This is a genomic window from Halostagnicola alkaliphila, from assembly GCF_055379965.1.
In genome coordinates, this window is record NZ_AP043826.1 from 2323333 (window position 1) to 2347162 (window position 23830).

Here is a 23830-nt window from a genome sequence, read left to right on the forward strand (position 1 = left end):
ACCGTACCCCTCACCACCGTCGCGCCGACGGGGTCGTTATTGATCGAACGTGCCCTGGAAGGTGATCTCCGAGATCGGTTTCCGGTCGCTCGGCTGCTCGCGTTCCTGCAGTTCCTCCGAGAGTGTTTCAGGCGGTGCGCGCTCGCCGACGGCGAACATCGCTTCGACCTCGAACTCCTCGGGAACGCCGAGCTCATCGGCGGCGCGTTCGTAGTCGAACCCGGCCATTCCGTGCACCGCGAGCCCTCGGCGCGCTCCCTCGAGCGCGAGGTTCTGCCAGGCTGCGCCGGTGTCGAAGGAGTGGACCGGCGCTGGTTCGCCGTTGTGGTCGAACGTCGTCTTCGAAACGATGACCGCGAGCACGCCAGCGTTTTCGGCCCAGGCGTTGCCCTCGTTCAGGAGGTCGACGAAGGTCTCCCACTCGTCGTCCTCGGGGGTTGCGTAGACGAACCGCCAGTGCTGGTTGTTGAACGCCGACGGAGCCCATCGGGCGGCTTCGAACAGCGGGAGGTACTGTTCTTCCTCGAGGGACTCGCCGGTCATCGCGCGAGGCGACCAGCGGTTGACGAAAAGTGGGTCGATATCGTGTTCGGGGTTTCGATAGTCGGAAACTTCGTCGTCGAGTTCGCGTTCGGCCGCAGCTGTCTCTTGCATCACGGTACTGTTCGGGCCCGACGTATGTGTGCGTTTTTGGACGTTCCAGTTACCAGGTAACGGTCGTGTCGTCGGCTCGAGCCAACAACTGACGTGGATGTAACTCACAAAGCGATACGCCGCGGGCGAGGCCGCCGAGTAGAACGGGAGGCGGTTTGCTCGAGGAAGAAAAATCCGGAGACAAAAACGAAACGTGAACAGTCGAAAACGCTCGTTAACGAATCCCGAACGGTGACGTCAGTCGTCTGCGGGGGCGGGCGTCTCGCGCTCGATCTCGATTTCGCCGGCGTCGAGTTGGGCTTCGACGTTTCGGGCCGCTTCGACCATGTTCGCCATCTTGCCGTAGGCGACTTCGCGCGGGAGGAGCTTCACGCCGCAGTCTGGCGAGACGACGAGCTGTTCGGGCGGAACGATCTCGAGTCCCTTCTTGATATTCTCCTCGATCTGTTCGACCGACTCGACCTCGGCGACGTGGACGTCGGTGACGCCGAGTGCGAGATCTCCGGTGAACTCGGGGTCCTTGAAGACATCGAGCTGGTCGTAGTCACCGTTGGCGAGTTCCAGGTCGAACTCGTCGACGGGGTACTCGAGGATTTCGGGGTAGATACGGGAATAGTCGCCGTAACAGACGTGGAGGCCGATGCGAACCTCTTCGGGAATGTCGGCGACGATGTGCTCGAGCGCCTCGCCGACGATGGCGTGGTCGTCCGGCGTCGTCGCGAGCGCGGGCTCGTCGATCTGGATGTAGCGAGCGCCGGCCTCGACGAGTTTTTCGATCTCCTCGTTGACGAGGTCTGCGAGCTCGAGTGTGAGCTCGTCGTCGTCGTCGTAGGCCTCGTTGAACGACCAGTTCGCGAGGGTGTAGGGGCCCGTAATCGGGACCTTGACCGGGCGATCGCTTGCCTCGGCGGTGAACTCGTACTCGTCGACCAGCCAGCTTTCGTCGTATTCGACCTCGCTGACGACGCTCGGCTTGTCGAAGTAGTTGTGTCCCCAGACCTTGACGGGGCCGTTAAACTCGTAGCCCTCGATGCGGTGGGCGAAGAACTCGACCATCTCGTTTCGGCGCATCTCGCCGTCGACGACGACGTCGAGCCCTGCGCGTTCGTGTTCGTTGGTGATGAGGCGGGCGGCGTCGTCTTTGGCTTCCTGGTAGTCGCCCTCGTCGAATCCGTGATCCGGATCTTGATAGAGCTCTTTTGCGCGGTTCAGCCACTTCGGCTTCGCGTAGCTGCCGACGACGGTCGACAGCAGGAAGTGGTCGTTCTCGTGATCGTCCGGTCGGAACTGGTCTTTGTTCTCGTTCGTGCTCATGTTGCTTTCACCTCGGCGAGATCCGCAGCCTCGGCAAGGATCTCGAGTTTCGCTTCGTGCTTGTTGTACGGCAGGTGGAAGGTTCCGGTGTTGGTCGTCAGGTAGACGGTTTCGAAGTCGGTGACGGGAATCTGGTCGAACACCCAGTCGGTTCGCTCGCGAACCGCTTCGGGGTCCTCGACGAGCGTGTTCTGGCCGTCGACGAGTCCGAGCGAGATGTCGTCCGTCGCGCCGTACTCCTGAATGTTGTAGAGGTTGTCCTCCTGTTCGGAGACGAAGTCGAAGCCGACCGCGTCGATATCGGCATCGAGAAGGTGGGCGTACGTCTTCTCCTCGAGTGCGCCCCAGTAGGGGTGGGCGACGACATCGGCGTCGGTCGCAGCGGCGACCGTGTCGATAGCTTCACTTGCGCGTTCGTCGAGTCCGTCTTCGGGTGCGTCTTCGACGAGCGACGGCTCGAGCAGGTACAGCGTCTCGACCTCGGGGAAGGCCTCGACCTCGCCTGCGAGGAAGTCGGCAACCGCGGCGAGGAAGTCGGTTTCGTCGCCGTAGTGTTCGTCGGTCGCGAGATCGGCGAGGGAGTACGGACCGGGAAGAACCGCCTGTAGATCGGTGCCCTCGAGCGCGTTCTCGGTGGCCTCAAGCTCGGATGCGACATCACCGGAAAAATCGAGGTCGCCGGAGACGACGGGCTCTCGATAGAAATTGTTGTTGTCGTAGTATCGAACGATGCCTCGCGTTTCGACGGCATCGTGGACGGCGAGTGGGTGTGCGAGCATGTCGTCCCATCGCAGTTGCCCTTCGACGATGCGGTCGAGACCAGCATCTTGCTGGCTCTCGACGACTTCGCTCCGAGCGTCCTCGTACACCGAGGCGATTTCCTCGCTTTCGTCGCCACCGATAAGGTCGTGTTTCTGGTGTCCCTTTAGATCCGAGAGGTCGTCTTTCGCCCAGTCGGGGAGCGCAAAGAGCCCCGCCGTGGTCGAAACGTATTCGGTCATGCGTACAGCCGACTAGGCTATGCCGACGCTTAATATTTTCCATCCATGTTAATACGCTACAGTAATTATCGGGCTGGGCGCTTTCGATATTCGACGCCGGCGGCACTAGCGGAAAACGGTGACGAAGGACCTAAGAGGCGAACGGAGACATTGTGAGTAAATGGAGACGACCCACCGGTTGTTCGTCGGCGACTCGCGGGACCTGGCCGCCGTCGCTGACGATTCTGTCGAACTCGTCGTCACGTCTCCGCCGTATCCGATGATCGAGATGTGGGACGATCTCTTCGCCGACCTCGACCCGGATATCTCGAACGCACTGGATGCGGGTGACGGACAAGCGGCATTCGAGGGGATGCACGCCCAACTCGATCGCGTCTGGGACGAACTCGAGCGGGTGCTAGTCGACGGCGGGATCGCCTGTATCAACGTCGGCGACGCGACCCGCTCGCTCGCGGACAGCTTTCGCGTCTATCCGAATCACGCGCGAGTGACGGAAGCGTTCGAAGAACGAGGGTTCGACCCGCTTCCCGACGTGCTCTGGCGAAAGCCGGCCAACAGCGCCGCGAAGTTCATGGGAAGCGGGATGATCCCGCCGAACGCGTACGTTACCTTGGAGCACGAGTACGTGTTGCTATTTCGAAACGGCGGCGATCGACGATCCTTCGAACCCGGCGCGGACCAGCGCTACGAAGCCGCTTACTTCTGGGAGGAACGGAATCGGTGGTTCACGGACGTCTGGACCGAAGTCCGCGGCGAACTACAGGGACTCGAGAACGTGCCCGAGGACGTTCGGGAGCGCTCGGGTGCGTACCCCCTCGAGATCCCGTATCGGTTGATTTGTATGTACTCGACGTACGGCGACACCGTTCTCGATCCGTTCTGGGGAACCGGAACGACCTCGCTGGCCGCGATCTGTGCCGGCAGAAACTCCGTCGGCTACGAACTCGAGGACGGATTCCTCGACGTGTTCGACGATCGAGTCGCTGAAATCGGGGCTCTCTCGAGAGATATCGGTCGAACGCGCCTCGAGCGCCATCGCGAGTTCGTCGAGCAACGCCGACGGGACGGCGAGGACCTGTCCTACGAGGCCTCCAACTACGATGTTCCCGTCATGACGAAGATGGAGTCGGACATCCTGTTTAGAGAGGCCGAAACCCTGCGGGAAACCGATTCGGGGTATCGAGTCGAGCACGTCCCGCTCGAGGAATCCGAGTAATCAACTGGCTTCCCGTACCCGATCGATCGGGCCGTCGGGGCGGCGACCACACATCACCTCGACACGTGCTTTTTATACGGTCTCGAGCAAATCACCGCTATGGATATCGATCTGGACCGGTACGACTCGAGGCGGTCGACTGTGTATGCGGATCGCGGAATGGTTGCGACGAGCCAGCCGCTCGCGGCACAAGCGGGACTCTCGATACTACGCGACGGCGGGAACGCGTTCGACGCCGCCGTCGCGACCGCCGCCGCGCTCAACGTTGTCGAGCCGACCTCGACGGGCCTGGGGGGCGACGTCTTCGCGCTCTATCGAACTGCCGACGGAGAGGTTGGCGGCATGCGTTCCTGCGGCGGTGCGCCCGCCGATGCGACCATCGAAAACGTTCGAGCTTCGCTCGAGGAGATGGACGACCGATCGACGTACTATCCCGAATCGAGAGGGTACGCGGTCGACGCCGGCGAAGAGACGGACGACCTCGAGATGCCGTTTCTCGGTCCCCACGCCGTCACCGTTCCCGGCACGGCGCGGGGCTGGGAGGCGACGATCGAGCGGTTCGGTGAGACGTCGCTCGCTCGAGCGCTCGAGCCGGCCATCCACTACGCGACGGAGGGTTACCCCGTCTCCGAGGTAATCTCGTACTACTGGTCCGGTGCGGACGAACTCTTTACCGACGATCACGCGCGCGAGGCGTACCTCTTCGACGGCGAAACGCCCGACGCCGGTCAGACCGTAACGCTCCCGCGTCTCGGCGAGTCGATGCGAACGATCGCGAACAAGGGGGCCGACGCGGTTTACGAGGGCGAGATCGCCGGCGAAATCGCCGACGAGATTCAGCGCCAGGGCGGGCTCATGACACGAGAGGATCTCGCGGCTTTCGAACCCGAATTCGTCGATCCCGTGAGCACGACCTACAACGGCGCCGAAATCTTCGAGCTGCCGCCGAACAATCAGGGGTTGATCGCCCTCGAGGCGCTCAACATTGCCGAGGAAATCGGCGCGGGCGAACACGCCTACGATTCGCCAGAGCGGGTGCACGCGTTCGCCGAAGCGATGAAGCTCGCGTTCGTCGACGGCCACCACTACATTACAGATCCCAAGTATGAGGCGGTGCCGCCGCTCGCTTCGAAAGCGTACGCGAGCGAACGCGCCGAGGCGATCAGTAGCAAGTCGCCGATTCAGGACCCCGAGGTGGGCGTTCCGACTCGAGCGGCCGAAGACGCCGATACCGTCCTGCTGACCGTCGGCGATGAGGACGGAAACCTAGTCTCGTTCATCAACTCTCGGTTCGCCGGCTTCGGGAGCGGCATCGTCGCGGGCGACACGGGCATCGCCCTCCAGAACCGCGGGGCATCGTTCTCGCTCGACCCCGAGGACCCGAACAGTCTCGAGCCCCGCAAGCGTCCGTTCCACACGCTGGTTCCGGCCATCGCGAAGTTCGACGAGGACGACTGGGCGGCCTTCGGCGTGATGGGCGGGTACATGCAGCCCCAAGGGCACGTTCAGGTGATCTCGAACGTCGTCGACTACGGAATGACGCCCCAGCAAGCGCTCGACGCCCCGCGGTGGCGATACCGCGAGGACGGCGCGCTCGGCGTCGAGGAACGGTTGCCGAACGGAGCGAAGCTCGCACGGATCGGCCACGACGTTCGCGTCCTCCCGCCGACGCTGTTCGGCGGCGGACAGATCGTCAGGCTGCGAAACGGGACGCTCGAGGGCGGAACCGAGCCGAGAAAAGACGGCGACGTCGCCGGCTACTGAATTCGACCGACCGTCTGCCGAGAGATTCGGGCGCACACACGTCATCCGACATCGGTACCAATTAATCGCGACGATCGCGCTATACGGCTGTTTTGTCGCCAAATTATGCTCCCATCGCTCATTTGCGGATAACCGTCTGATGCCGCCCATCGTCGTTCTCTCTCTTGCCCGTCAGAGATCATATAAAAAATTTGAGGACAGCGCGAAGCTTTTAGTTCCAGAGCACCGATCGGATGTATGAACCGCGGTCCCGAAGGGGCCAATCTATCGGTGCTCAACGTCCTCGTCGTTGGCACCTCATCGTGGGCCGAGTCCGTCGCGTCGTCACTCGAGTCCGGCGACGTTTCCGTCGAGGGACCGGTCGGCCAACTCGATGAGAAAGTGCTGGCGGATGCAGACTGCCTACTCACGGATGATCACTCGCTTCTCTCGCGTGTAAACGGACAGTGTCCGCTCGTTGTCGCTGTCGATAACGACGGTACTGACCGGACCGAACACGTACTCGGAAACGGGGCGAACGAAGTGGTTCGGGGCGACGAAGCACAGAATACGGACCTATTAAAACACCGGATCGAACGAGCGATCGAATCTTCAACGGCGTCACCAGCATCGATCGACCGCGACGGGTTGTGTCGAGAACTGCTCGCACACATGCGGGAGCCGGTATTAGTTCTGAATCGAGACCGGCGCCAGACGTTCGTCAGCCCGGCGATCGAACGCTTTACGGGTACCGATTCCGATGTGTGTCGCGGTCAAGTAGTCGACGACGTCATCCATCCGAAGGACGTTTCTGACTTTATCGACGCTTTCGAAGCGGTCTGTGCCGGTGGCCCCGAAACCACAGCGACCTGTGAATACCGCTTCCGTCACGCAGACGACACTTGGCACGTTCACGAAGCCGTCCTCACCAATAAGTTCGCGGACGAGATGATCGACGGCGTCGTCGTGTCGATACGGGATGTTACGGAGAGCACGAAAATCGAGCAGGAGTTACACGAATCATTCGAACGCGTGACGGACGCCTTTTTCGCGCTCGATTCGAGTAACAAATTCACGTACCTCAACGACCGCGCCGAAGAGTTACTCGAGTACAACCGGTCGGAATTAGTCGGACGACACTTTCTCGACGTATTTCCGGAACTCGAAGACACCGAGTTCGAAGCGCAAGCGCTCGACGTGATCGAGTGTCAAGAACCGCGAACGGTCGAGGGCTACCTCGAGCGATACCAGCGGTGGATCGAAGCTCGCCTCTTTCCCTCCGAATCCGGTCTTTCGGTGTACTTTCGGGACGTTTCTGACCGGATTAACCGCGAACAGACGCTACTCGAGCGTACCGAACGTCTCGAGGCGCTCCTCGAGAACGTCCCGCTAATCGTTTCCGTTCTCGATGACGACGGGGAATTCACGTTTGCGGAGGGAAGAGCGCTCGAAAACCTCGGGTTCGACTCCGGCGAAGTTGTCGGCGAATCGTTTTTCGAGACGTTCGAGGAGTATCCAGAGGTCCGTGCGGACGCAAACCAGGCGCTCGACGGCACCCCCGTCCATTCGCGAAGAACGGTCGGGGAACGGGTCCTCGAAACGTGGTACCGTCCCGTTTTTGACGAGGAGGAATTGGATCGAGTCATCACCGTCTCGGTCGACGTGACCGAGCGTGCACAGTACGAAGAAACACTGAGTACGCTTCAGGAGGCGACGCGGCACTTGCTTTCCGTGGATTCGAAACAGGAAGCCTGTGAGTATATCGTCAATGTTGCCGACGACGTTCTCGACCTCGATACGGTCGTCTTTCGCTTCGACGAGCGGGCGAACGAACTCGTTCCGGCGGCTTACGCCCCAGATGTCGAGGATTCGGTCGGGGTTCCAGTACGCTTCAAACCGAACGAGAGCATTACCTGGGAAACGTTCGTGACAGGCGAGCCACGTCGATTCGACGACGTCAGAAAATCACCGTCGGTGTACAACGAATCGACGAATATCAGAAGCGGGCTCTACGTCCCCTTCGGAGAACACGGTGTTCTGGCTGCTGTGTCGACAGAGCCGGGCCAGTACGACGAGGAGACGTTCGAACTCGCTCAACTGTTTGGCGCGACCGCAGAAGCCGCACTGGATCGGATCGGCCGAACCCATCGGCTTCGGCAACGGGAACAGGAACTCAAACAGCAAAACATGCGTTTAGAGCGGATAAACCGTGCGAGCCAGCTCCGGGAGGAAATCGAAGAGCACCTCTTGCGTGCGAACACGCGAACTGAGATCGAACGCGGTATCTGCGAGCAACTGGCCGAGATGGCGGAGTGTTCGTTCGTCTGGATCGGCGAGCCCGACCCGGGTGGGAATCACATCGTCCCGCGGACGAACGCTGGACGCGGTTCGGAGTATCTCGAGGAGGTTTCCGTGACGACCGTCGACGATTCTGCGACGGAACCTGCTGGACGGACAGCCCGATCGGAAGTTCCAACGTACGTCGAAAACGTCGCCAGCGAACTCCGGAACGGGGAGTGGCGAACGGCGGCGCTATCTCGAAACTTCCAGTCCGTCTACGCGGTCCCGCTCGTCTACGACGATTTCATGTACGGAGTGTTGACGCTGTATGGCACCCAGTTCGAAGCATTTGACGAAACGATTAGATCGACGCTCGAGGAGCTCGGCGAAACGATCGCGTACGCGATCGATACGGTCAAACGAACGAATCCGCTCAAAGAAAGCGACCGAAGCGAGATCGAACTCGAAATCGAGGACGGCTCGATTCTGAACGCGATAGCCCAGACGTTCGAGATCGGCGTTCAACTCGAGGGGGCGATTCCACAGTCCGACGGGTCGACGATCGTCTTCGCACGAACGAAGAGTGACGTGACCGATCTCGATTGGACATCGATCGATTCGGTCCGCGACGTGTCGATAATTGCACAAGGCGAGGATAGTTCGACGATTCAGCTCCGATTGGATACGGAGTTTTTCGGCTCCGTCGTCGAGACGAACGGTGGCGTGTTACGGGAGTTCCGTACCGACGAGTCGGGAACTCGAGCGACGATCGACGTCCCGCATTCTATCGACGTTCGCGAGGTGATATCCGGAATCAATCGGCGCGGATACTCCTCGAAGATGATCGCGAGACACGACAAGTCTCCGGAAACACAGCCCGTACTCGGAGCGAGTTCGCGAAATCTCCTTCTCGAAGAAGTTACCGAGCGCCAACGGGAAGTCGTCCAGACAGCCTACCACGGTGGGTTCTTCGAATGGCCTCGCCGAACCACCGGCGAAGAAGTTGCGAGTTCGCTCGGTATTTCATCGCCGGCGTTCCACAAGCACGTTCGATCGACCCAGCAGAAGGTATTTTCGTCACTATCCGATTCGGAAATTACCTCTGGCGACGGTTAATCAGTTAACCCCTCCCCGAATTAGCCATTATACAGTTAACGGCCAGACTCTTTAGGATCACTGCCAAAGGTGGCTCTGTCTCCGAACAGCGTATGGGGATACGCATATACTATGACCGAAATGACTACACAGTCTTCGTTTACATCAACTGATGAACAGTACGCCGTACAGTACGACAGGCTCGATACCGAACCGCTGAGCGTCGCCGTCGCCGAAGCCGTCGCCACGTTCTGCGGTGAAGACGTCACCGAACTCGAGCCGCTGCATTACACTATCAACGCCGACGCACTCGAGCGGTTATTCGAACCGCGAGCGGACGGGCTTCGATCGGGCGGATCGGTGACGTTCGAGTACAACGATTGCGTGGTAACGGTAACCGCAGCAGGTGAAATCACCGTCGAATCGGACACGCTCGAGTGACCCGGTTCGGAAAAACTCCTACCTTTTGACAGTTTCCGCGCGCGACCGAGCGTGGGGAAATAGCTATATAGTGTTAAGAGCTAACATGGTGCATGATGGAGCGCGAATCGCCGACCACTATGAAAGAGATCAGTCACACACCGCCTTCCGGACACTCGGTAACAAATATTTGGAAACGAGGACGAACTGATTAGCTCGCGCGAACATGGAGCATAACTTCCCTCTCGAACTTCATGTCGCTGACTCACGGGCAATATTTATCCCTTTCAATCACCAAATCAGACATATGAAAGGAGAGATCAAACGTCGACTGAGCCGTGCGCGATACGCAGCGATGGGAGCCGCAGCCGGTGCGGCAATCGGCGGATTAGTCAGCCGGAACGGAGCCAGCACCGGCGGCGCTATCGGCGGCATCGTCGGCGCCGTCATCGGCGAGAAACGCATTGCCGCCAGTTCGTTCGTCAACAGAGTCAAAGAACGGGACCGAGAGTCGAACGTCGACTCGAGTTGAACCGGTCGTCAGCACGATTGTCGACCATTCACCGAGACGAGACGCCGCGGTACGACACGGCCCGGTATTACTCGCCCCGTTCCAGTCCTGGCGGATCGACGGGGACGATCCCATTTTCATCGAGGAATTCCCGTAGAAACGGCGCTCGATTTTCGACTTCGGCCGGCGCGTGGCTATCCGAACCGATCGTAAACGCCACGCCCCGTTCGAGCAGAATCTCGAGGAGTTCCGGCCGAGGGTGGACGATCGCGCGTTCTCTGAGCGCTCGGCCTGCGTTGATCTCCGGGACCGTTCGAGAGTCTTCGAACGCCCGTGCGATCCGCTCGTACTGATCGACCGTCGCGCGCCCGGCGAGCGGATCGGTTCGCTCGAATAGGTCCAGATGGGCCGCGACATCGAAGAGCTCCGACTCGATTAACCGGACGAGCGATTCGACGTACTGCTCGACGAGATCGTCGAGTCGTGGGTCCGACTCGTCGCTGAAGTGTGACGGGACCTGAACGTTTCGACCGGCCAGTTCGTGCACGCTCCCGATCGCGTAGTCGAAGCTCGCTTCCTCGAGGAACGATCGGATTTCGGCTTCGTCGTCGGGATGGTAATCCATCTCGACCGCATCGTAAACCGCGATATCCGTTCGTTCTCGCACTCGCGCTATCCCCTCACGACGACGTTCGTAGGTCAGGTCGAGGTTGAAGCCGTGAGTGGCCCGCATCGACTGCGAACGGTCGCGGGCCGAAACGGAACAGTGATCGGTGAATCCGATCCCCTCGAGATCCGCCGACTCCGCTGCTCGAATCATCCGCAGAAGAAAGCTACCGTCCGAGTAGTTCGAATGTGAGTGGAAATCGTGCATAGTACGTCCATCAGCGGCTGCGAGTTAGTTCCTTCGACGACGTAAAAATCGTCCCCGCCTTCAACGGATGGGGAAATGTCCAACGCGATCAGCGTTCTCTCGATCCAGCCTTGCGTTCGACTCCGTGAACGCCGTCGAGATGCGCAACTACATCAGTTCGCCGAGCGCTTCCATTGTCGTCTCGATATCCTCGTCGGTGGCTCCGCGAACCGAACCGACTCGAACGGCGTCGACGCCGTCGACCTCGCTGTACTCCTCGACCCATTGGCGTACCTCCTCAGGCGTTCCGGCGGGTGCGAGCTCGTCGAGCAGTTCCTCGGGGAGCGCCGCCGCCATCGCGTCGGTGTCGCGGTCGTCCCAGGCGTCGCGAATGTTCGAAACGGCTTCCGAATATCCCTGCTCGGCGACCGAATCGCCGTAGTACGGGCCGTACGCGCCGAGCATGAACGCGATGGTCGATCGCGCGAGCCGACGCGCGTGCTCGCGATCTTCCGAGGCGATGGCGCGAACGATTGGGCTCACTCTGATATCCGAGATATCCTTGCCGCCGAGTTCGGCCCCGCGTTCGAGGTCCGCGAGTCGATCCTCGAGGCCGTCCGCGGTGAACATCTGCGGTGCCCAGCCGTCGCCGAACCGGCCGGCCATCTCTGTCGCTTTCGGGCCGAGCGTCGCGAGGTCGATCGGGGGCGGGTTCTCCGGGAGGTCGCGTTCGTACTTCAAGCCGGCAATGTCGAAAATTTCGCCCTCGTAGGCCGGCGTGCCGTTCTCGTAAACCGATCGGATGATCTCGATCGCCTCTCGCGTCCGGCGGAGCGGTCGGTCGAACTCCAATCCGTGCCACCGTTCGGTGATCGCCGGCGAACTCGGACCGAGTCCGATGCGGTAGCGTCCGTCGGAGACCTCCTGTAAGGTGAGTGCAGTCTGGGCCAACATCGCCGGCGAGCGACCGAACGGGGAAATAACATCGTTCGTGATGCCGATTTCCTCCGTCTGATCGGCGATGAGCGTCAGCACTGGAACGATGTTCCAACCTGTCGTTTCCCCCATCGTGACGCGGCTGAATCCCAGTTCCTCTGCGAACTGTGCGCGATCGGCTGCGGAACCGGGGTCCTCGTGGTTGCTAAGGATCATTAGGTGATCGAGTTCCGCGTTCACGGTTCTTCCCTCCGGCCGGCGTTCGCAACTGCTGTTGCCATTATCCGCTTTGACATGTTGAATCATTATAAATCTCTCCGTCGGGGAAATATCCTCGTCGAAGAAATCGCTGGTGCGAGCCGAACGATTCGACCGGCTCGGTACTGTCGGTTCTTTCGTCGGGCTGACCGCTAATTACCCCGAGAACGCCGACCGCTGGTTACTGGTCGTCCAGAACATCATCACAGATTCGCTTCGCGGCCTCGAGGTGTGCCGTCGCCGCCTCGTTGTTCGGCGCTTCGGCCTCCTCGAGAAGCTGTCGAACCTGTCGAACACGCGTCTCGATTACCTGTTTCTCTAATCCAGGCGTCGTCGCATCTCGAGCGACGGCTTCCGCCTCGCCGAGCCATCTGTTCGTCCGTCGGTCGATCGGCAGCGAAGCGGTCGCCTCGAGGTGGTCGTGTAGGGTGGCGACCCGAGACTCGAGCGAATCCGTTTCTGCTGTGTCCGGCCCGTCTAGCCCGTCCGAAGGACCCGTCATCACAGATACGATTCGACGGACGGGCGCGAACACCGTGAGCGTTCGGCCTGTGACCACCGTCCGCTCGAAGGGGTTTCGGCCCAGCCACCTCGGCGAGATGCGTGGAAACGTTGATAGTGTTCGTGGGCAATGGTGACCTATGTCACATGATTGTTCGTTTCTCGCGGCTCTCCCGATCGAGGACGACCAGTGGTCGTTCGACGACGGCCGTCTCGAGGCGCACGCGGCCGATTGGGGTTCCCAGGAAACTGAGCGTGCGGTTGTTCCCGATGCGGTCGTCTATCCCCGCTCCACCGCCGACGTCTCCGCAGTCCTCGCGGCGGCGTCCGATCGGGGCGTTCCAGTAACCCCCTACGCGGCCGGAACCGGTCTCGAGGGCGGTGCCGTTCCCGCCTCGGCCGGGATCAGCCTCGATCTTACGGAAATGGATGGAGTGGCGGACTATCGACCCGATGATTTCCAGATCGACGTCAGACCGGGGACCATCGGATCGGCGGTGAACGAGCACGTCGCCGAGGACGGGCTCTTCTTCCCGCCGCTTCCCTCCTCCGGCGACATTTCGACGATCGGCGGCATGATCTCGACCGACGCGAGCGGCATGCAGACCGTCAAGTACGGCGAGATAGCGGATTGGGTGCTCCACCTCGAGGCGGTGCTGGCCGACGGAACCGTGATCGAAGCCGGCTCGCGAGCGGTCAAGACCTCGAGCGGCTACAACCTGAAGGAACTCCTCATCGGGAGCGAAGGAACTCTGGCCGTGATAACGCAAGCGACGCTCGAGCTCGCCGGGCGGCCGGCTCAGATCCGCGGCGGTCGAGCCATCTTCGAGACGCTCGAGGACGCCACGGAAGCGGTTTCGGACTGCGTTCAGGCGGGCGTCGACGTCGCGAAGATCGAAGTCGTCGACGGGCTAAGCGCGACGATGGCCAACGAGTACTTCGGAACCGAACTCCCCGACGCGCCGATGGCCTTTCTCGAATTTCACGCGAATCACGGCATCGACGAGGAGGTCGAATTCTGCCGGGCGATCTTCGAGGATCACGACGTGTCCCGTTTCGAGATGAGCGACGACGATGACGAGATGGACGAACTGTGGCAAGTGCGTCGAGAACTCGCCTACGCCGTCGAGACGTACGATCCGAGCCTCGAACCGGTCCAGTCAGGAGACGTGACGGTCCCCATCAGCAAGTATCCGGAGATCGTCCGGACGGTCAAGCGCCTCGCGGCGGAACACGAACTCCTCGCCCCGTGTTTCGGACACGCCGGCGACGGGAACCTCCACTACACGGTGCTCGTTGATTCCGACGATCCGGCTCACCTCGAGACGTGCAAGGCGGTTTACTCGGAGGTCGTCGACCGGGCGATCTCCCTCGGCGGAACGGCCACGGGCGAGCACGGAATCGGGCTCGGAAAACGTGACTATCTCGAGGACGAACACGGCGCTGCGGCCGTCGACGCGATGAAAGCGATCAAGCGGACGCTCGATCCTGACGGAATCCTCAATCCGGGGAAGATCTTCCCGGACGGCGAGAGCCGTCGAGCCGACGATTAAGCGGGTCGGAGGAGGCCGTGATTCAGCGGCGAGAACGGGCCGTCAAACGCAGCATCTCACCGAACCAGATACGCCATTCCGCAGTGGACGGAGACGGCAGTGCCACCTTCCCCATCTCGCAGTGGACGGGGATGGCAGTGCCACCGTTACTGTGGACCTTCCTTTGGTACACACTAGAGTTCGGACATCGAAATTTGGCTGCGGTATTATAGGTTCCTCTCTCGTTACTCGTGCTATGGAACTGGCGCGACACGGGTCCGGCCTCGAGGCGACGGCTCGAGCCTATCTGTCGCAAGTCCACCCCGTGTTCATGCTACCGCCGCTCGCCGCTTCGGCCTTCGGTGCGGTTCTCGCCCAGCAGGTCGATCCGGCGCTGGCGGCGATCCACGTGCTCGCGATATTTGCTGCGGTGTACACCGCACACGTCAAAGACGGCTACGTCGACTTCCACCAGCGGGGGGAGGACGACGACCACCCGCTCACCGAGCCGGGATGTCGGCTCGGACTCGTGGCCTCGACGTCGGTTTTCGTCGGTTGTTGTGGCCTCCTCTGGCTGTTCGTCGGGCCGGTAGCCGTCGCGCTCACCGCGCCGACGTGGGTGATCGCCTACCACCACGCGCCACAACTGGATACGAACCCCGTGACGGCGACGACGGGGTATCCGCTGGGGATCGCACTCGCCATCGTCGGCGGGTTCTACGTCCAGACGGCGACGCTAACTCCCATCGTGGTGGCGTTCGCGCTCGTCTTTCTGACGCTTCTGTCCGGCGTCAAGGTGATCGACGACTCGCAGGATTACGACTACGATCGATCGATTCGGAAACGAACCGTCGCGGTCGTACTCGGCCCCGAGCGAGCGACTTCGGTCGCCTACGGCTTGATGCTAACGGCACTACTGGCAGTCGTCGGATTCGCCGTCGCTCGAGTGTTTCCGCCGACCGCCGTCCTCGCCTCGCTGGCGTTCGGCGTCGTCGCGCTCTTCGCCCGCCGGAGCGGACCGGAAATCGCGACGATGCTCCTCGTTCGCGGTTCCTACGTCTTCCTCGCCGTTCTCGTAGCGGCCGTCTGGTTCGAACCGCTGGCCCGGTTCCTGTGACCAGCAGTTCGCTCCGGAAACTGGGTGTCTGCCTACAAAACGACCAGCGCGTACAGGACCGATAGCGAGATACTGAAGAGCCCGAGCCCGGCGAGCAGGTAGCCAACCCAGCTTCGGCGCATCACCGTCGACAGTTTGTAGCCGAAGTAGGCCGCAAGAAACCCCACGATCGGGATCATGAGCGAGCCGAACGCCGAAAGCGCCGCGCCCCACAGATAGGCCATGTTTTCTTCGTGTGCACGCTCTAAGTCGTCCATCAGCGATGGCGTTGTGGTTGTCATGTCTCTCGAGGGCCAGTATGACCCCATCGAATTTAAACTGACCGGTCAGTCAGCAAATCACCGGGTAATGAACGGAACGGAATGTTAACTGAGCAGCGTCTCATCGTGGAGAATCCAGGACTCTCCGGTCGGACTCAGTTGGCTGGAATGTTCACGAGGCTATCGAAACGATCTTGATTACCATCTCTGAGTACACACAGTGTACACAACGTATAAACTCCATTTTGATCTGCCTCGATCTTCGCGGTCACTGCAGATGCGGATTAAGGAGCGACTATTTGTGGGTTGAAATCAACACCTCTCGTATGTCTGATTCGGTGAAAGCAAGAATGGTTGGAACAGAGGCGTGGAATAACAAGCGGTATATCGTTCTAGGTTCGCCAATTCTTGCAGTTATTGGTATTTTCATCGGCAGGTTATTCGGCGCCCACTTGGTTTCTTCCGAACTAGGAGAAATTCTAATTGTAAGTTTATCTATAGGAATGGTTGTTCTGATAGGGTGTATCGTACTCGCTGTTATTGACAAACGGTAATTTGCACGGAGTCTCATTTGACACAAATATCACCTGTACTGACCGCTGTACCCAACTAAACAAAGGGGAGACTAGTTAGAAATATGTTAATTGGTACTCACGATCTTGATCAGTACTTCTGAGTACACACAACGTACACAACGGATAAATACAGCCAGACTCCGTGAGCTGCAATAGCAAGAATTACCCCGGGTGCAGTATGATTGAACGAACGAATGGCAGACTCGTTCTGGTATCCGTCAGTGGGCGACGTTCTCGCCATCCACGACGACACCGTATCAGAGTATTCTGACACGCACGCTGGCGTCAAGAGTCGTGGAGATATCGAGTTTGCCCTGAACTACGTCGAGAGCGGGAGTTTCGGAACGGTACCCGAGACGATTCACGAGAAGGCGTTTCATCTCCTACGGCTGTTGGTAGCGAACCATCCGTTCGTCGACGCGAACAAGCGCACTGCGCTCAACACGACGGCCGTATTCTACTTTCTCAACGGATATCAGTTCGAGTACGATGACGAAATCAGGACGATCCTCAAACAGTTCGGCACCGATCAGACGACCGTCGACGAATTGGAAACCGTCGAATACCTTCGTTCCCACACCGAAGAAATCGACCTTGTGGGCGAGGTCGAACAGTGGCGCGACGACCTCATCCAGTACGGACTGAACGAACTAACTGGTGACTCGTCTAACCCGAACGATTAACCGGAGTCGGGACGATACACCAACTATGGCAACCGAGGAAGGTTCAGAGTCCGATTCTCCTCTCGATGAAGTGATGGACGATATTCGACGAGAACTCGTCCAGCAGGTGGCAGCGGCTGACCGGGACGCGAATCGAGATATCTACGACGCACTCGAAAACGAGTAACACAGTACGGTTCCGATTTTACGACTCTCGGTTTCCGTTCCCAGTCGTGACTGTAATAGTAGCATTGTTGTTAGTTGGTACTCACGATCTTGATTAGCGTTCGCAAGTCCACACACTGTACACAACTTATAAACCAAATATTGGTCCTGCCTAATTTCTCGGTCGCTACGGGTGCGTATCCATCAAGACTGAATTCGCTCAATGAAGGTCACAGTTCGGTTCACTGTTCGCTCGAACCACGGATTCTCGGTGAAAAAGAAGTGATCTCCCGGTGGTGTACGCAGTTCGACATCCACACCCGCGATGTTGAGGACGTCCCGGTACGCACGCGTTTCACGCATCGTGAGCCACTCATCGTCTTCCGCGAGATACAGTAGTGTCGGCGGATGCGCGGACGTAACACGCTCACGCGGTGACGCTTCCTGGTACCGCTCGGGAATCTCGGTCGGCGACCCACCCATGAACTCTGCCGTTTCACCGTGTTCTTTCGCACCGAGTAGGTCGTAGGGCCCATCGAAACAGACGAGTCCGTCGACCGTCATCGCAGCGTTTTCGTATTCGTCATCGGGTGTCGGCTCGCTCGCCGCAGTTGCCCCCGTCAATGCAGCGAGGTGGGCACCGGCTGAGTGTCCGCAGAGTATAATTTGGTGTGGCGTAATTCCGAACGGCTCTTCGTGTCGAATCCACCGAACCGCACTCTTCACGTCCCGTGCTGCAGCCGGATACGTCGCTTCGCCGGAAAGCCGGTAATCGGCCGTCAACGCAGGGATACGTTGCTCGGCGAACGCACGACATCGGTCGTCAAAGAACGACCGGTCGCCGCGATTCCAAACGCCGCCATGGAGACAGATGACGACCGTGTCTCTCCAATCCTCGGTAGACGGAAGAAACACGTTCGCAAGAAGTTCGCGTTCAGGGGTTTGTTTGAAACGGATATTTTGTTCCTCAATGACACTACTCATGAAATTCAAATAAGAATACGTCCATAAAAATGTTCGCAGAGAGTGTTCAGTTACATTGGGGGGAGTACGATCTGTGGCACCCAATTTACTCTCCGCACTGACCGCTGCGTGCAACTACAACACAGATAAAAAGTCGGGATCGTTCGGCAATCGTCAGTTAGTACTCACGATCTTGATCACGTCACCTTCCTCGAGTTCGTGCGTATCCCCGATTTCGCGGCTCGATTTCGCGTCGACGGCGTGGAGGTAGCCGTCGCCGATATCGGAGTGGACCGCGTAGGCAAGGTCGACCGGGGTCGAGCCGTCGGGGAGCAAGAAGGCGTCGGGTAACACGTTCCCACTCCCGTCGGACCACTTCGAGGCGTCCTCGACCGGATAGGCCGTGAAGTACTCGAGCAGGTCGTAAACCGCGTAGTTCAGGGCACCTTGCACGCCGGTGCCGTCCCAGTTGGTCATCGTCTCCGAGAGATCCTCGAGCGCCTCGCGCTGTGCTTCGTTCGCGTCGTCGCTGATCTCGACCGTTTCGTCACCCGGATCGTATTCCGCGAGTCCGCCCTCGGCGGCCCGTCTAAGTGCGAGTTCTCCCTCTGCGGTCGTCGGTATGACGGGCTTGTCTAGTTCGAGCAGTCGCTCGACGTTTTCTTCGGGCGCGACGTCGATCTTGTTCGCCGCGACGACGATCGGTTTGGTGCGCCGGCGAACGTCTCGAGCGAGCGCCTCCCGGTGTTCGTCGGTCCACTGGATGGGGTCGTTGGGATACTCGAGGTCGCGGAGGACTCGAGCGACGTCCGTCGGCGTCGCCCCGAAGCCGGTGAGCATGTCGGCGAGCGCGTCGTCGATGTCGAAATCCGGCGAGCGGGACTTTCGCTCGACCGCCTCCCAGTTTCGATCGACGATGTCCGCCAGCCAGAGGTCCATCTCCTCCTCGACGAAATCGATGTCCTCGAGCGGATCGTGATCGCCGATATCGACGGGTTCACCCTTCTCGTTCGTGCCGCCGGAGGCGTCGACCACGTTGACGATGACGTCGGCGTTCGTCAGTTCGTCGAGGAACTGGTTGCCGAGCCCCTTCCCCTCGTGAGCGCCCGGAACCAGCCCGGCGACGTCGAGCAGTTCGATCGGGACGAACCGTTTGCCGTCCTCGCAGTTGTCGGCGTTACAGCGCTCGTCGCGCTCGAGACACAGACAGTCGGTTCGAACGTAGCTCACGCCCCGGTTGGCGTCGATAGTTGTAAACGGGTAGTTAGCGACGTCGACCTCCGCCATGGTCGCCGCGGTGTAGAACGTGGACTTGCCGGCGTTCGGTTTTCCGGCAAGCGCGATCGAGAGCATACCTATCCGTCGTTCGGTCCGGAAAACTGTCTTTCGGTTCGGGGAGTCGAGCACCGCCGTTCGCTCGATGGGGCGTTCCGGCCGGACGAATCCGGATTCAGATTTCCTTTCAGTCGAAGGCTCCGAACTCATCACCGTTCCCGCTGAATTGCCGAACATGCAGTACGAAGAATTCACCGGCAACGTGCAAAATCGAGCACAGCTCGACTCTCGAGAGGCCGCACTGAGTATCTCGCGAGCGACGTTGACGACGCTCTCCGAGCGGATTCAGCCCGGCGAAGCGGAGAACCTGGCCGCACAGCTTCCCGAGGAACTCGGCCGGTTCCTCGAGAAGGTCGACGACGTCGAGCGGTTCGATTTCGACGAGTTCGTCGACCGCGTCGACGAGCGGGACGAAATCGGCGAGGAAGATCCGTCGGAGGCGACGTTTCACGCGCAGGTCGTAGTCGACGTCCTCACAGAGGCAGTAGAGGAAGGCGCGCTCGAGGACGTTCGCATGCAACTCCCCGAAGACGACGGCTATGACGCGCTCTTCGAGATCGCCGAGAGCGAGGAGAGCCCCGCCTGAGCATCGTTTCTCGAGCGTTCAAACCGACGACTCGGCTTACTCGAGAAATCGAGCCTGCGGGTTTCCGTCAGTATCGGGCATCGCACACCGGTCTTTCTTTCCGAACCACCGATATCGACGATTTGCGACGAAATCGTAGGCGAAATCTCGGAGCGCGCGCGGGAGGTATCGAAACGGCGAGAGGAGTCTGTAGACGCCCCCGAGCTTTGCGGCGATCCGGATAACGGCTCCCGATTTTACGAAGGCCTCGTCTCCCTCGATCAGTACCACCGACTCGAGTTCGTCCGTCGGGAGGCCGTGTTCGGCGAGCAAGGTTTTGCCGATGTCGGACTGGAGCGACGCGAAATAGAACTGCTCGTCCGTATCTCGAGGCAGGAGAAACTGGACGAATTCGTTGCAGAGATTGCAGACGCCGTCGAAGAGGACGATCGGGCCGTCATCCGGAACCTCCACGCTCATGGGTGCTGTTACTACCGGTGGATCGCAATTCAGGGTTTCGGTCGGATGGGACGAAAAGAGCGCTTCGGACGGTGTCACTCGAGGCTCGCGCACGTGTCAGTTCACCGTTCAGTGAATCGGAACTGGATCTGCGATCCTAGAGTTCGATCGCCATCATCACTTCGTCGGCGTACTCGCCGTTGAGTTTGTAGTGGTCCTCTCGAGTGGCTTCGGTCTCCCAGCCGTGGGACTCGAGGAATTCGATCGCCTCTTCGTTGACCGACGGGACGCTCTGATAGACCTTTTCGTAGCCGTTTGCCCCGGCCCACTCGAGCCCTCTCGAGAGGAGATGTGCGCCGAGTCCGTGCCCGCGGTACTCCTCGAGAACGCCGACGGTGAGTTCTGCGGTGTGGCTCAACTTGTCCAGTTCGGGCGCGTTGAGATGAACCCAGCCGACGACTTCGTTCTCGACCGTCGCGACGAAGAACATCCGCGACTCGAGTTCGTTGTACCGGAGTAGCGCGTTCTCGTGATCGATCTCGTCGGCGACGCTCTCGGCGACGATATAGGTCCGTTCCTCCGCGACCTGTCGGATCGCGCCGACGATTCCGGTGAGATCTTCCTGTCTCGCCGGCCGGATGTGGAACTCGAGGTCCTCCGTGACGTACTCCTCTCTGGCGCCTGCGTCGATCGTTACCCTGAGCTTGTCGTTGTCGTACTGGAGACGGCCGTCCCGTTTCAGTATCGCAATGTGGTGGCGAAATCCACCGGCGTCGATGCGAAGCTGGTTACGAACCGTCTCGGGATCGACGGCACCCTTTCGTTCGACGTACTCGTAGATGCGTTTGCGGTCCTCGTGGCCGAACTCGAGTTCTTCGCTGAAGGCCATGTTATGGTATACCACTCCATGATACTTAGTCCTTGGTCGGAAAGTGTTGCGATGGTCTACCCGAATTCGAAAAACGGTAACTGATCCAAGAACTCCTCCAGATCGTTAGCGCACGGGAACGACCTCGTTTCCGAGCCGTTCGATCGACTCGGTCATCGCATCCGTTCCGACCCCCGGACAGTACGAGCGGAAAATCACGTGGATGTCGTCGCCTAGCTTCTCCCTGTACTCCTCGAGTTCGTCCCGAACGTCCTCCGGGGTACCGACGATCGCACTCTCTTTGAGTTCCGCCTTTTTCTCGTCCGAAAGCTCCTCTGTCGAACCTTCCTCCATCCACTCGGCGTACTTCCGCTGTTGGTAGAAGTAGCCGTCGCGCATCGTCTCCCACGCCTCGTCCTCGGATTCGCCGACGAATCCGTATCTGATGACGTAGGTCGTGAACCTCCCCTCGATCCCCTCCTCGGCTCGAACCCGCTCGATATCGTCGATCCGCGTCCGGATATCCTCGAGCGTGAGCATTTCGTTCGCACACCACCCGTCGGTCATGCGAGCGGCCCGTCTGACCGCCGGCTTCGCGAGTCCGCCGAGCATGAGACGGGGCGGCTCGTCCGGCGTCGGCGTCACCGCCGTTTCGGGATCGATCGCGTGATAGGACGGCTTGAACTCGAGCGGTCCGGGCTCCCAGGCGTTCTGAAGGATTTTGATCGTCTCCTCGGTTCGCTCGGCCCGTTCTTCTCGAGGAACGCCGAAGTTTTCGAACTCCTTGTCCCAGTACCCGATAGAGAGGCCGAGCGTGAGCCGCCCGTCGGAGATAGCGTCGATCGTGGCCGCGTCCTCGGCGAGTTGGACCGAGTCGTAAAACGGAGCGAGTGCGACCGACGAGCCGATCCGGATCTCGTCGGTTCGTTCCGCGAGGGCGGCCAACGTCGGAATCGTTCCCGAGAGATAGCCGTCGTCGGCGAAGTGATGTTCAGACGTCCAGATGCTATCGAGCCCCGCGTCGTCTGCCGCCCCTCCGATCGTTAGTAGTTCGTCGTAAATCTCGGCGAGCGAGCGATCGTCGTCCGGACGCTGCTGTGCCGTCAACAATCCAATACCGACGTCCATAGACTACGAAACAGGTGTGAGAAGGAAAAACGCTACGCAGGTTCTCGGCCGGCAACCGACGGATTGATAATCGCATCGTCGGGATCGAAGACCAGTTCAGACGTGTTATGATCGGAATCGAAGTCGTCGTCGCTGGATGCGTTCTCGTCGCAACGGTCGGGATCGGGTTGGTCGCCCACGAGTTGTCACACGCGCTGGTTTTGCGTCTCGGCAACGTCGAGTACGAGATGTCCTACTTCCCCGCCCGATCAGAAGGGGTCGTCGGCGCGCTAGCCAGTTATCCGTGGGCCGTCGTCGAACCGACGGACGCGCAAAACGTGTCGACGCGGATACTCCGGATCGCCGCACTGTCACCGCTAGCGCTGACAGTTCCAGTACTCGTGCTCGCCTCGAGCGGAATCGAACCGGCAGATAATCTACTCGTCGCCGCGTTCACGATCGGTCTTCTCGCGTGTGCACTCCCGAGTCCGCAAGATTTCTCCGTCGCCTTCTATGCCCATCGTCATCGACCTTCCCCCTCAAGCGACTCAATTCGTCACTCCGACTCCGACATCGCCTCAGCGTACTCTGGCCAGAGCGGCCGACGATCACGGTAGGACGAATTCTCGCTCCGATTCGCTCCGGTTCGACCACCAGTGGGCAATCGCGACGAGGCCGATCGTTGTGATCACGAATGGGGTGATCCATTCCGGCGAAGGGAACTCGCCGAGAACCATCGCCCCTCCCGAGAGCGCACCACAGAGAAGAACAACGCCCCCGTAACGTCGAGGCCACGGGTCGTAATCGGGTCGCTGGTATTGGACATCTAGGTACAACTCGAGTTGATCCGCGCGCGAACACCGTTCGACGAGTCCGCGATCCTTGTTGTACTCCACGATTTCGTGTTCGTCGAGTTTTGGGAGATGCGTCTGATACAACGAGATATAGACGCGCTGGCGTTCCGAGGACGTGAGCGACTCGATCGGCGTCTCTTGCTCCCACGCGGCGACCTGTTCCGCGAGGTCGCGTAACTCGATCGGACCGTCCCGTCCCTGCAGATACCGAAGCACGTCACGGCGTCGCTGCGTCTGCAAAAGGTGGAAGATATCGTCCTTCGGCATCACCATGGACCCGTCGTCCGGACTAGCCAGCGAGACCTGCTCGGCCGTCTGATATCGTCGAGATTCGTTTTCACCACCAACACCCATCGCTTTTGGTATATGTATCCACATTACATAAAACCGCGACTTGTCCGTGTTTCGGTCGGAATCGACAGCGAAACGAGAAACTACGTTGTATCTGCTCGTTTCTGAGCGGTGAAACAACCCAGCGGACCCGTATGTTTGGGTCCGACAGGGCTTGACAGTGGGGTCGGCCACACAGCCACGAGTGGCCATAAAAACGCTGATTGAGCATGAGTGATCCACAGGGCACACAGGG

24 protein-coding genes are annotated in these 23830 nt (G+C 59.9%); 11 read left to right on the forward strand and 13 right to left on the reverse strand.

The window, feature by feature from the left end:
- Positions 1–36 precede the first annotated feature (36 nt).
- The 3 genes from ACZ5C7_RS16860 to ACZ5C7_RS16870 all read right to left on the reverse strand — a co-directional run bounded on the left by ACZ5C7_RS16860 (position 37) and on the right by ACZ5C7_RS16870 (position 2969).
- A complete protein-coding gene (locus tag ACZ5C7_RS16860; RefSeq protein ID WP_464377437.1) occupies positions 37–654 on the reverse strand; it encodes a nitroreductase family protein in 618 nt (205 codons plus the stop codon).
- Between the two features lie 237 nt (positions 655–891).
- A complete protein-coding gene (locus ACZ5C7_RS16865) occupies positions 892–1968 on the reverse strand; it encodes a methionine synthase (protein ID WP_464377438.1) in 1077 nt (358 codons plus the stop codon).
- A complete protein-coding gene (locus ACZ5C7_RS16870; RefSeq protein WP_464377439.1) occupies positions 1965–2969 on the reverse strand; it encodes a 5-methyltetrahydropteroyltriglutamate--homocysteine methyltransferase in 1005 nt (334 codons plus the stop codon). The genes ACZ5C7_RS16865 and ACZ5C7_RS16870 overlap by 4 nt, the downstream gene beginning before the upstream one ends.
- A 160-nt stretch (positions 2970–3129) precedes the next feature.
- On the opposite strand from ACZ5C7_RS16870, the gene ACZ5C7_RS16875 reads away from it, so the two are divergent.
- From ACZ5C7_RS16875 to ACZ5C7_RS16895, 5 genes are all read left to right on the forward strand, one after another.
- The gene (locus tag ACZ5C7_RS16875) at positions 3130–4185 is read left to right on the forward strand and encodes a DNA-methyltransferase (protein WP_464377440.1); all 1056 of its coding nucleotides are present in this window, start codon (positions 3130–3132) and stop codon (positions 4183–4185) included.
- A gap of 99 nt (positions 4186–4284) precedes the next feature.
- Complete coding sequence (locus tag ACZ5C7_RS16880; protein WP_464377441.1) at positions 4285–5949, forward strand: gamma-glutamyltransferase family protein; 1665 nt, start codon at positions 4285–4287, stop codon at positions 5947–5949.
- Between the two features lie 237 nt (positions 5950–6186).
- A complete protein-coding gene (locus ACZ5C7_RS16885) occupies positions 6187–9324 on the forward strand; it encodes a PAS domain S-box protein (protein ID WP_464377442.1) in 3138 nt (1045 codons plus the stop codon).
- A 111-nt stretch (positions 9325–9435) separates the two neighbouring features.
- Complete coding sequence (locus ACZ5C7_RS16890; protein WP_464377443.1) at positions 9436–9744, forward strand: HalOD1 output domain-containing protein; 309 nt, start codon at positions 9436–9438, stop codon at positions 9742–9744.
- A gap of 286 nt (positions 9745–10030) precedes the next feature.
- Positions 10031–10255, forward strand: coding sequence for a glycine zipper 2TM domain-containing protein (locus ACZ5C7_RS16895; protein WP_464377444.1), 225 nt, complete (start codon positions 10031–10033; stop codon positions 10253–10255).
- Between the two features lie 67 nt (positions 10256–10322).
- On the opposite strand, the gene ACZ5C7_RS16900 is transcribed toward ACZ5C7_RS16895, so the two are convergent.
- From ACZ5C7_RS16900 to ACZ5C7_RS16910, 3 genes are all read right to left on the reverse strand, one after another.
- Entirely contained in the window at positions 10323–11108 is a 786-nt protein-coding gene (locus ACZ5C7_RS16900; RefSeq protein WP_464377445.1) for a PHP domain-containing protein, read from the reverse strand.
- Positions 11109–11255: 147 nt separating this feature from the next.
- Complete coding sequence (locus ACZ5C7_RS16905) at positions 11256–12263, reverse strand: TIGR04024 family LLM class F420-dependent oxidoreductase (protein ID WP_464377446.1); 1008 nt, start codon at positions 12261–12263, stop codon at positions 11256–11258.
- A gap of 199 nt (positions 12264–12462) precedes the next feature.
- Entirely contained in the window at positions 12463–12783 is a 321-nt protein-coding gene (locus tag ACZ5C7_RS16910; RefSeq protein ID WP_464377447.1) for a hypothetical protein, read from the reverse strand.
- Positions 12784–12922: 139 nt separating this feature from the next.
- Between ACZ5C7_RS16910 and ACZ5C7_RS16915 the strand changes: the two genes are divergently transcribed.
- Both ACZ5C7_RS16915 and ACZ5C7_RS16920 read left to right on the forward strand, forming a co-directional pair.
- A complete protein-coding gene (locus tag ACZ5C7_RS16915; RefSeq protein ID WP_464377448.1) occupies positions 12923–14335 on the forward strand; it encodes an FAD-binding oxidoreductase in 1413 nt (470 codons plus the stop codon).
- A gap of 235 nt (positions 14336–14570) precedes the next feature.
- The gene (locus ACZ5C7_RS16920; RefSeq protein WP_464377449.1) at positions 14571–15431 is read left to right on the forward strand and encodes a UbiA family prenyltransferase; all 861 of its coding nucleotides are present in this window, start codon (positions 14571–14573) and stop codon (positions 15429–15431) included.
- Positions 15432–15463: 32 nt separating this feature from the next.
- Here ACZ5C7_RS16920 and ACZ5C7_RS16925 read toward each other — a convergent pair whose 3' ends face one another.
- Positions 15464–15712: a hypothetical protein gene (locus ACZ5C7_RS16925; protein WP_464377450.1), complete on the reverse strand. Its 249-nt coding sequence runs from the start codon at positions 15710–15712 to the stop codon at positions 15464–15466.
- Positions 15713–16460: 748 nt separating this feature from the next.
- On the opposite strand from ACZ5C7_RS16925, the gene ACZ5C7_RS16930 reads away from it, so the two are divergent.
- Positions 16461–16949 carry a type II toxin-antitoxin system death-on-curing family toxin gene (locus ACZ5C7_RS16930; protein WP_464377451.1) on the forward strand — a complete coding sequence of 163 codons (489 nt, stop codon included), beginning with the start codon at positions 16461–16463 and terminating at the stop codon, positions 16947–16949.
- Between the two features lie 25 nt (positions 16950–16974).
- Complete coding sequence (locus tag ACZ5C7_RS16935; protein WP_464377452.1) at positions 16975–17115, forward strand: hypothetical protein; 141 nt, start codon at positions 16975–16977, stop codon at positions 17113–17115.
- 182 nt (positions 17116–17297) lie between these two features.
- Here ACZ5C7_RS16935 and ACZ5C7_RS16940 read toward each other — a convergent pair whose 3' ends face one another.
- Both ACZ5C7_RS16940 and ACZ5C7_RS16945 read right to left on the reverse strand, forming a co-directional pair.
- Positions 17298–18077 carry an alpha/beta hydrolase gene (locus ACZ5C7_RS16940; RefSeq protein WP_464377453.1) on the reverse strand — a complete coding sequence of 260 codons (780 nt, stop codon included), beginning with the start codon at positions 18075–18077 and terminating at the stop codon, positions 17298–17300.
- Positions 18078–18230: 153 nt separating this feature from the next.
- Positions 18231–19409: a redox-regulated ATPase YchF gene (locus ACZ5C7_RS16945; RefSeq protein WP_464377454.1), complete on the reverse strand. Its 1179-nt coding sequence runs from the start codon at positions 19407–19409 to the stop codon at positions 18231–18233.
- A gap of 157 nt (positions 19410–19566) precedes the next feature.
- Here ACZ5C7_RS16945 and ACZ5C7_RS16950 point away from each other — a divergent pair, with 157 nt between their 5' ends.
- The gene (locus ACZ5C7_RS16950; RefSeq protein ID WP_464378466.1) at positions 19567–19977 is read left to right on the forward strand and encodes a DUF2267 domain-containing protein; all 411 of its coding nucleotides are present in this window, start codon (positions 19567–19569) and stop codon (positions 19975–19977) included.
- Positions 19978–20013: 36 nt separating this feature from the next.
- Here the strand turns inward: ACZ5C7_RS16950 and ACZ5C7_RS16955 are convergent, their stop codons facing one another.
- From ACZ5C7_RS16955 to ACZ5C7_RS16965, 3 genes are all read right to left on the reverse strand, one after another.
- Positions 20014–20436 (reverse strand): thiol-disulfide oxidoreductase DCC family protein, encoded by a 423-nt coding sequence (locus ACZ5C7_RS16955; protein ID WP_464377455.1) that lies wholly within the window; start codon positions 20434–20436, stop codon positions 20014–20016.
- A 136-nt stretch (positions 20437–20572) separates the two neighbouring features.
- Positions 20573–21304, reverse strand: coding sequence for an N-acetyltransferase family protein (locus ACZ5C7_RS16960; RefSeq protein ID WP_464377456.1), 732 nt, complete (start codon positions 21302–21304; stop codon positions 20573–20575).
- Between the two features lie 105 nt (positions 21305–21409).
- Complete coding sequence (locus ACZ5C7_RS16965) at positions 21410–22411, reverse strand: LLM class flavin-dependent oxidoreductase (RefSeq protein WP_464377457.1); 1002 nt, start codon at positions 22409–22411, stop codon at positions 21410–21412.
- Between the two features lie 107 nt (positions 22412–22518).
- Here ACZ5C7_RS16965 and ACZ5C7_RS16970 point away from each other — a divergent pair, with 107 nt between their 5' ends.
- Complete coding sequence (locus tag ACZ5C7_RS16970; RefSeq protein ID WP_464377458.1) at positions 22519–23007, forward strand: hypothetical protein; 489 nt, start codon at positions 22519–22521, stop codon at positions 23005–23007.
- Here the strand turns inward: ACZ5C7_RS16970 and ACZ5C7_RS16975 are convergent.
- The gene (locus ACZ5C7_RS16975) at positions 22999–23598 is read right to left on the reverse strand and encodes a DUF7344 domain-containing protein (protein ID WP_464377459.1); all 600 of its coding nucleotides are present in this window, start codon (positions 23596–23598) and stop codon (positions 22999–23001) included. The two genes, ACZ5C7_RS16970 and ACZ5C7_RS16975, sit on opposite strands and share 9 nt — an antisense overlap.
- Positions 23599–23830 lie beyond the last annotated feature (232 nt).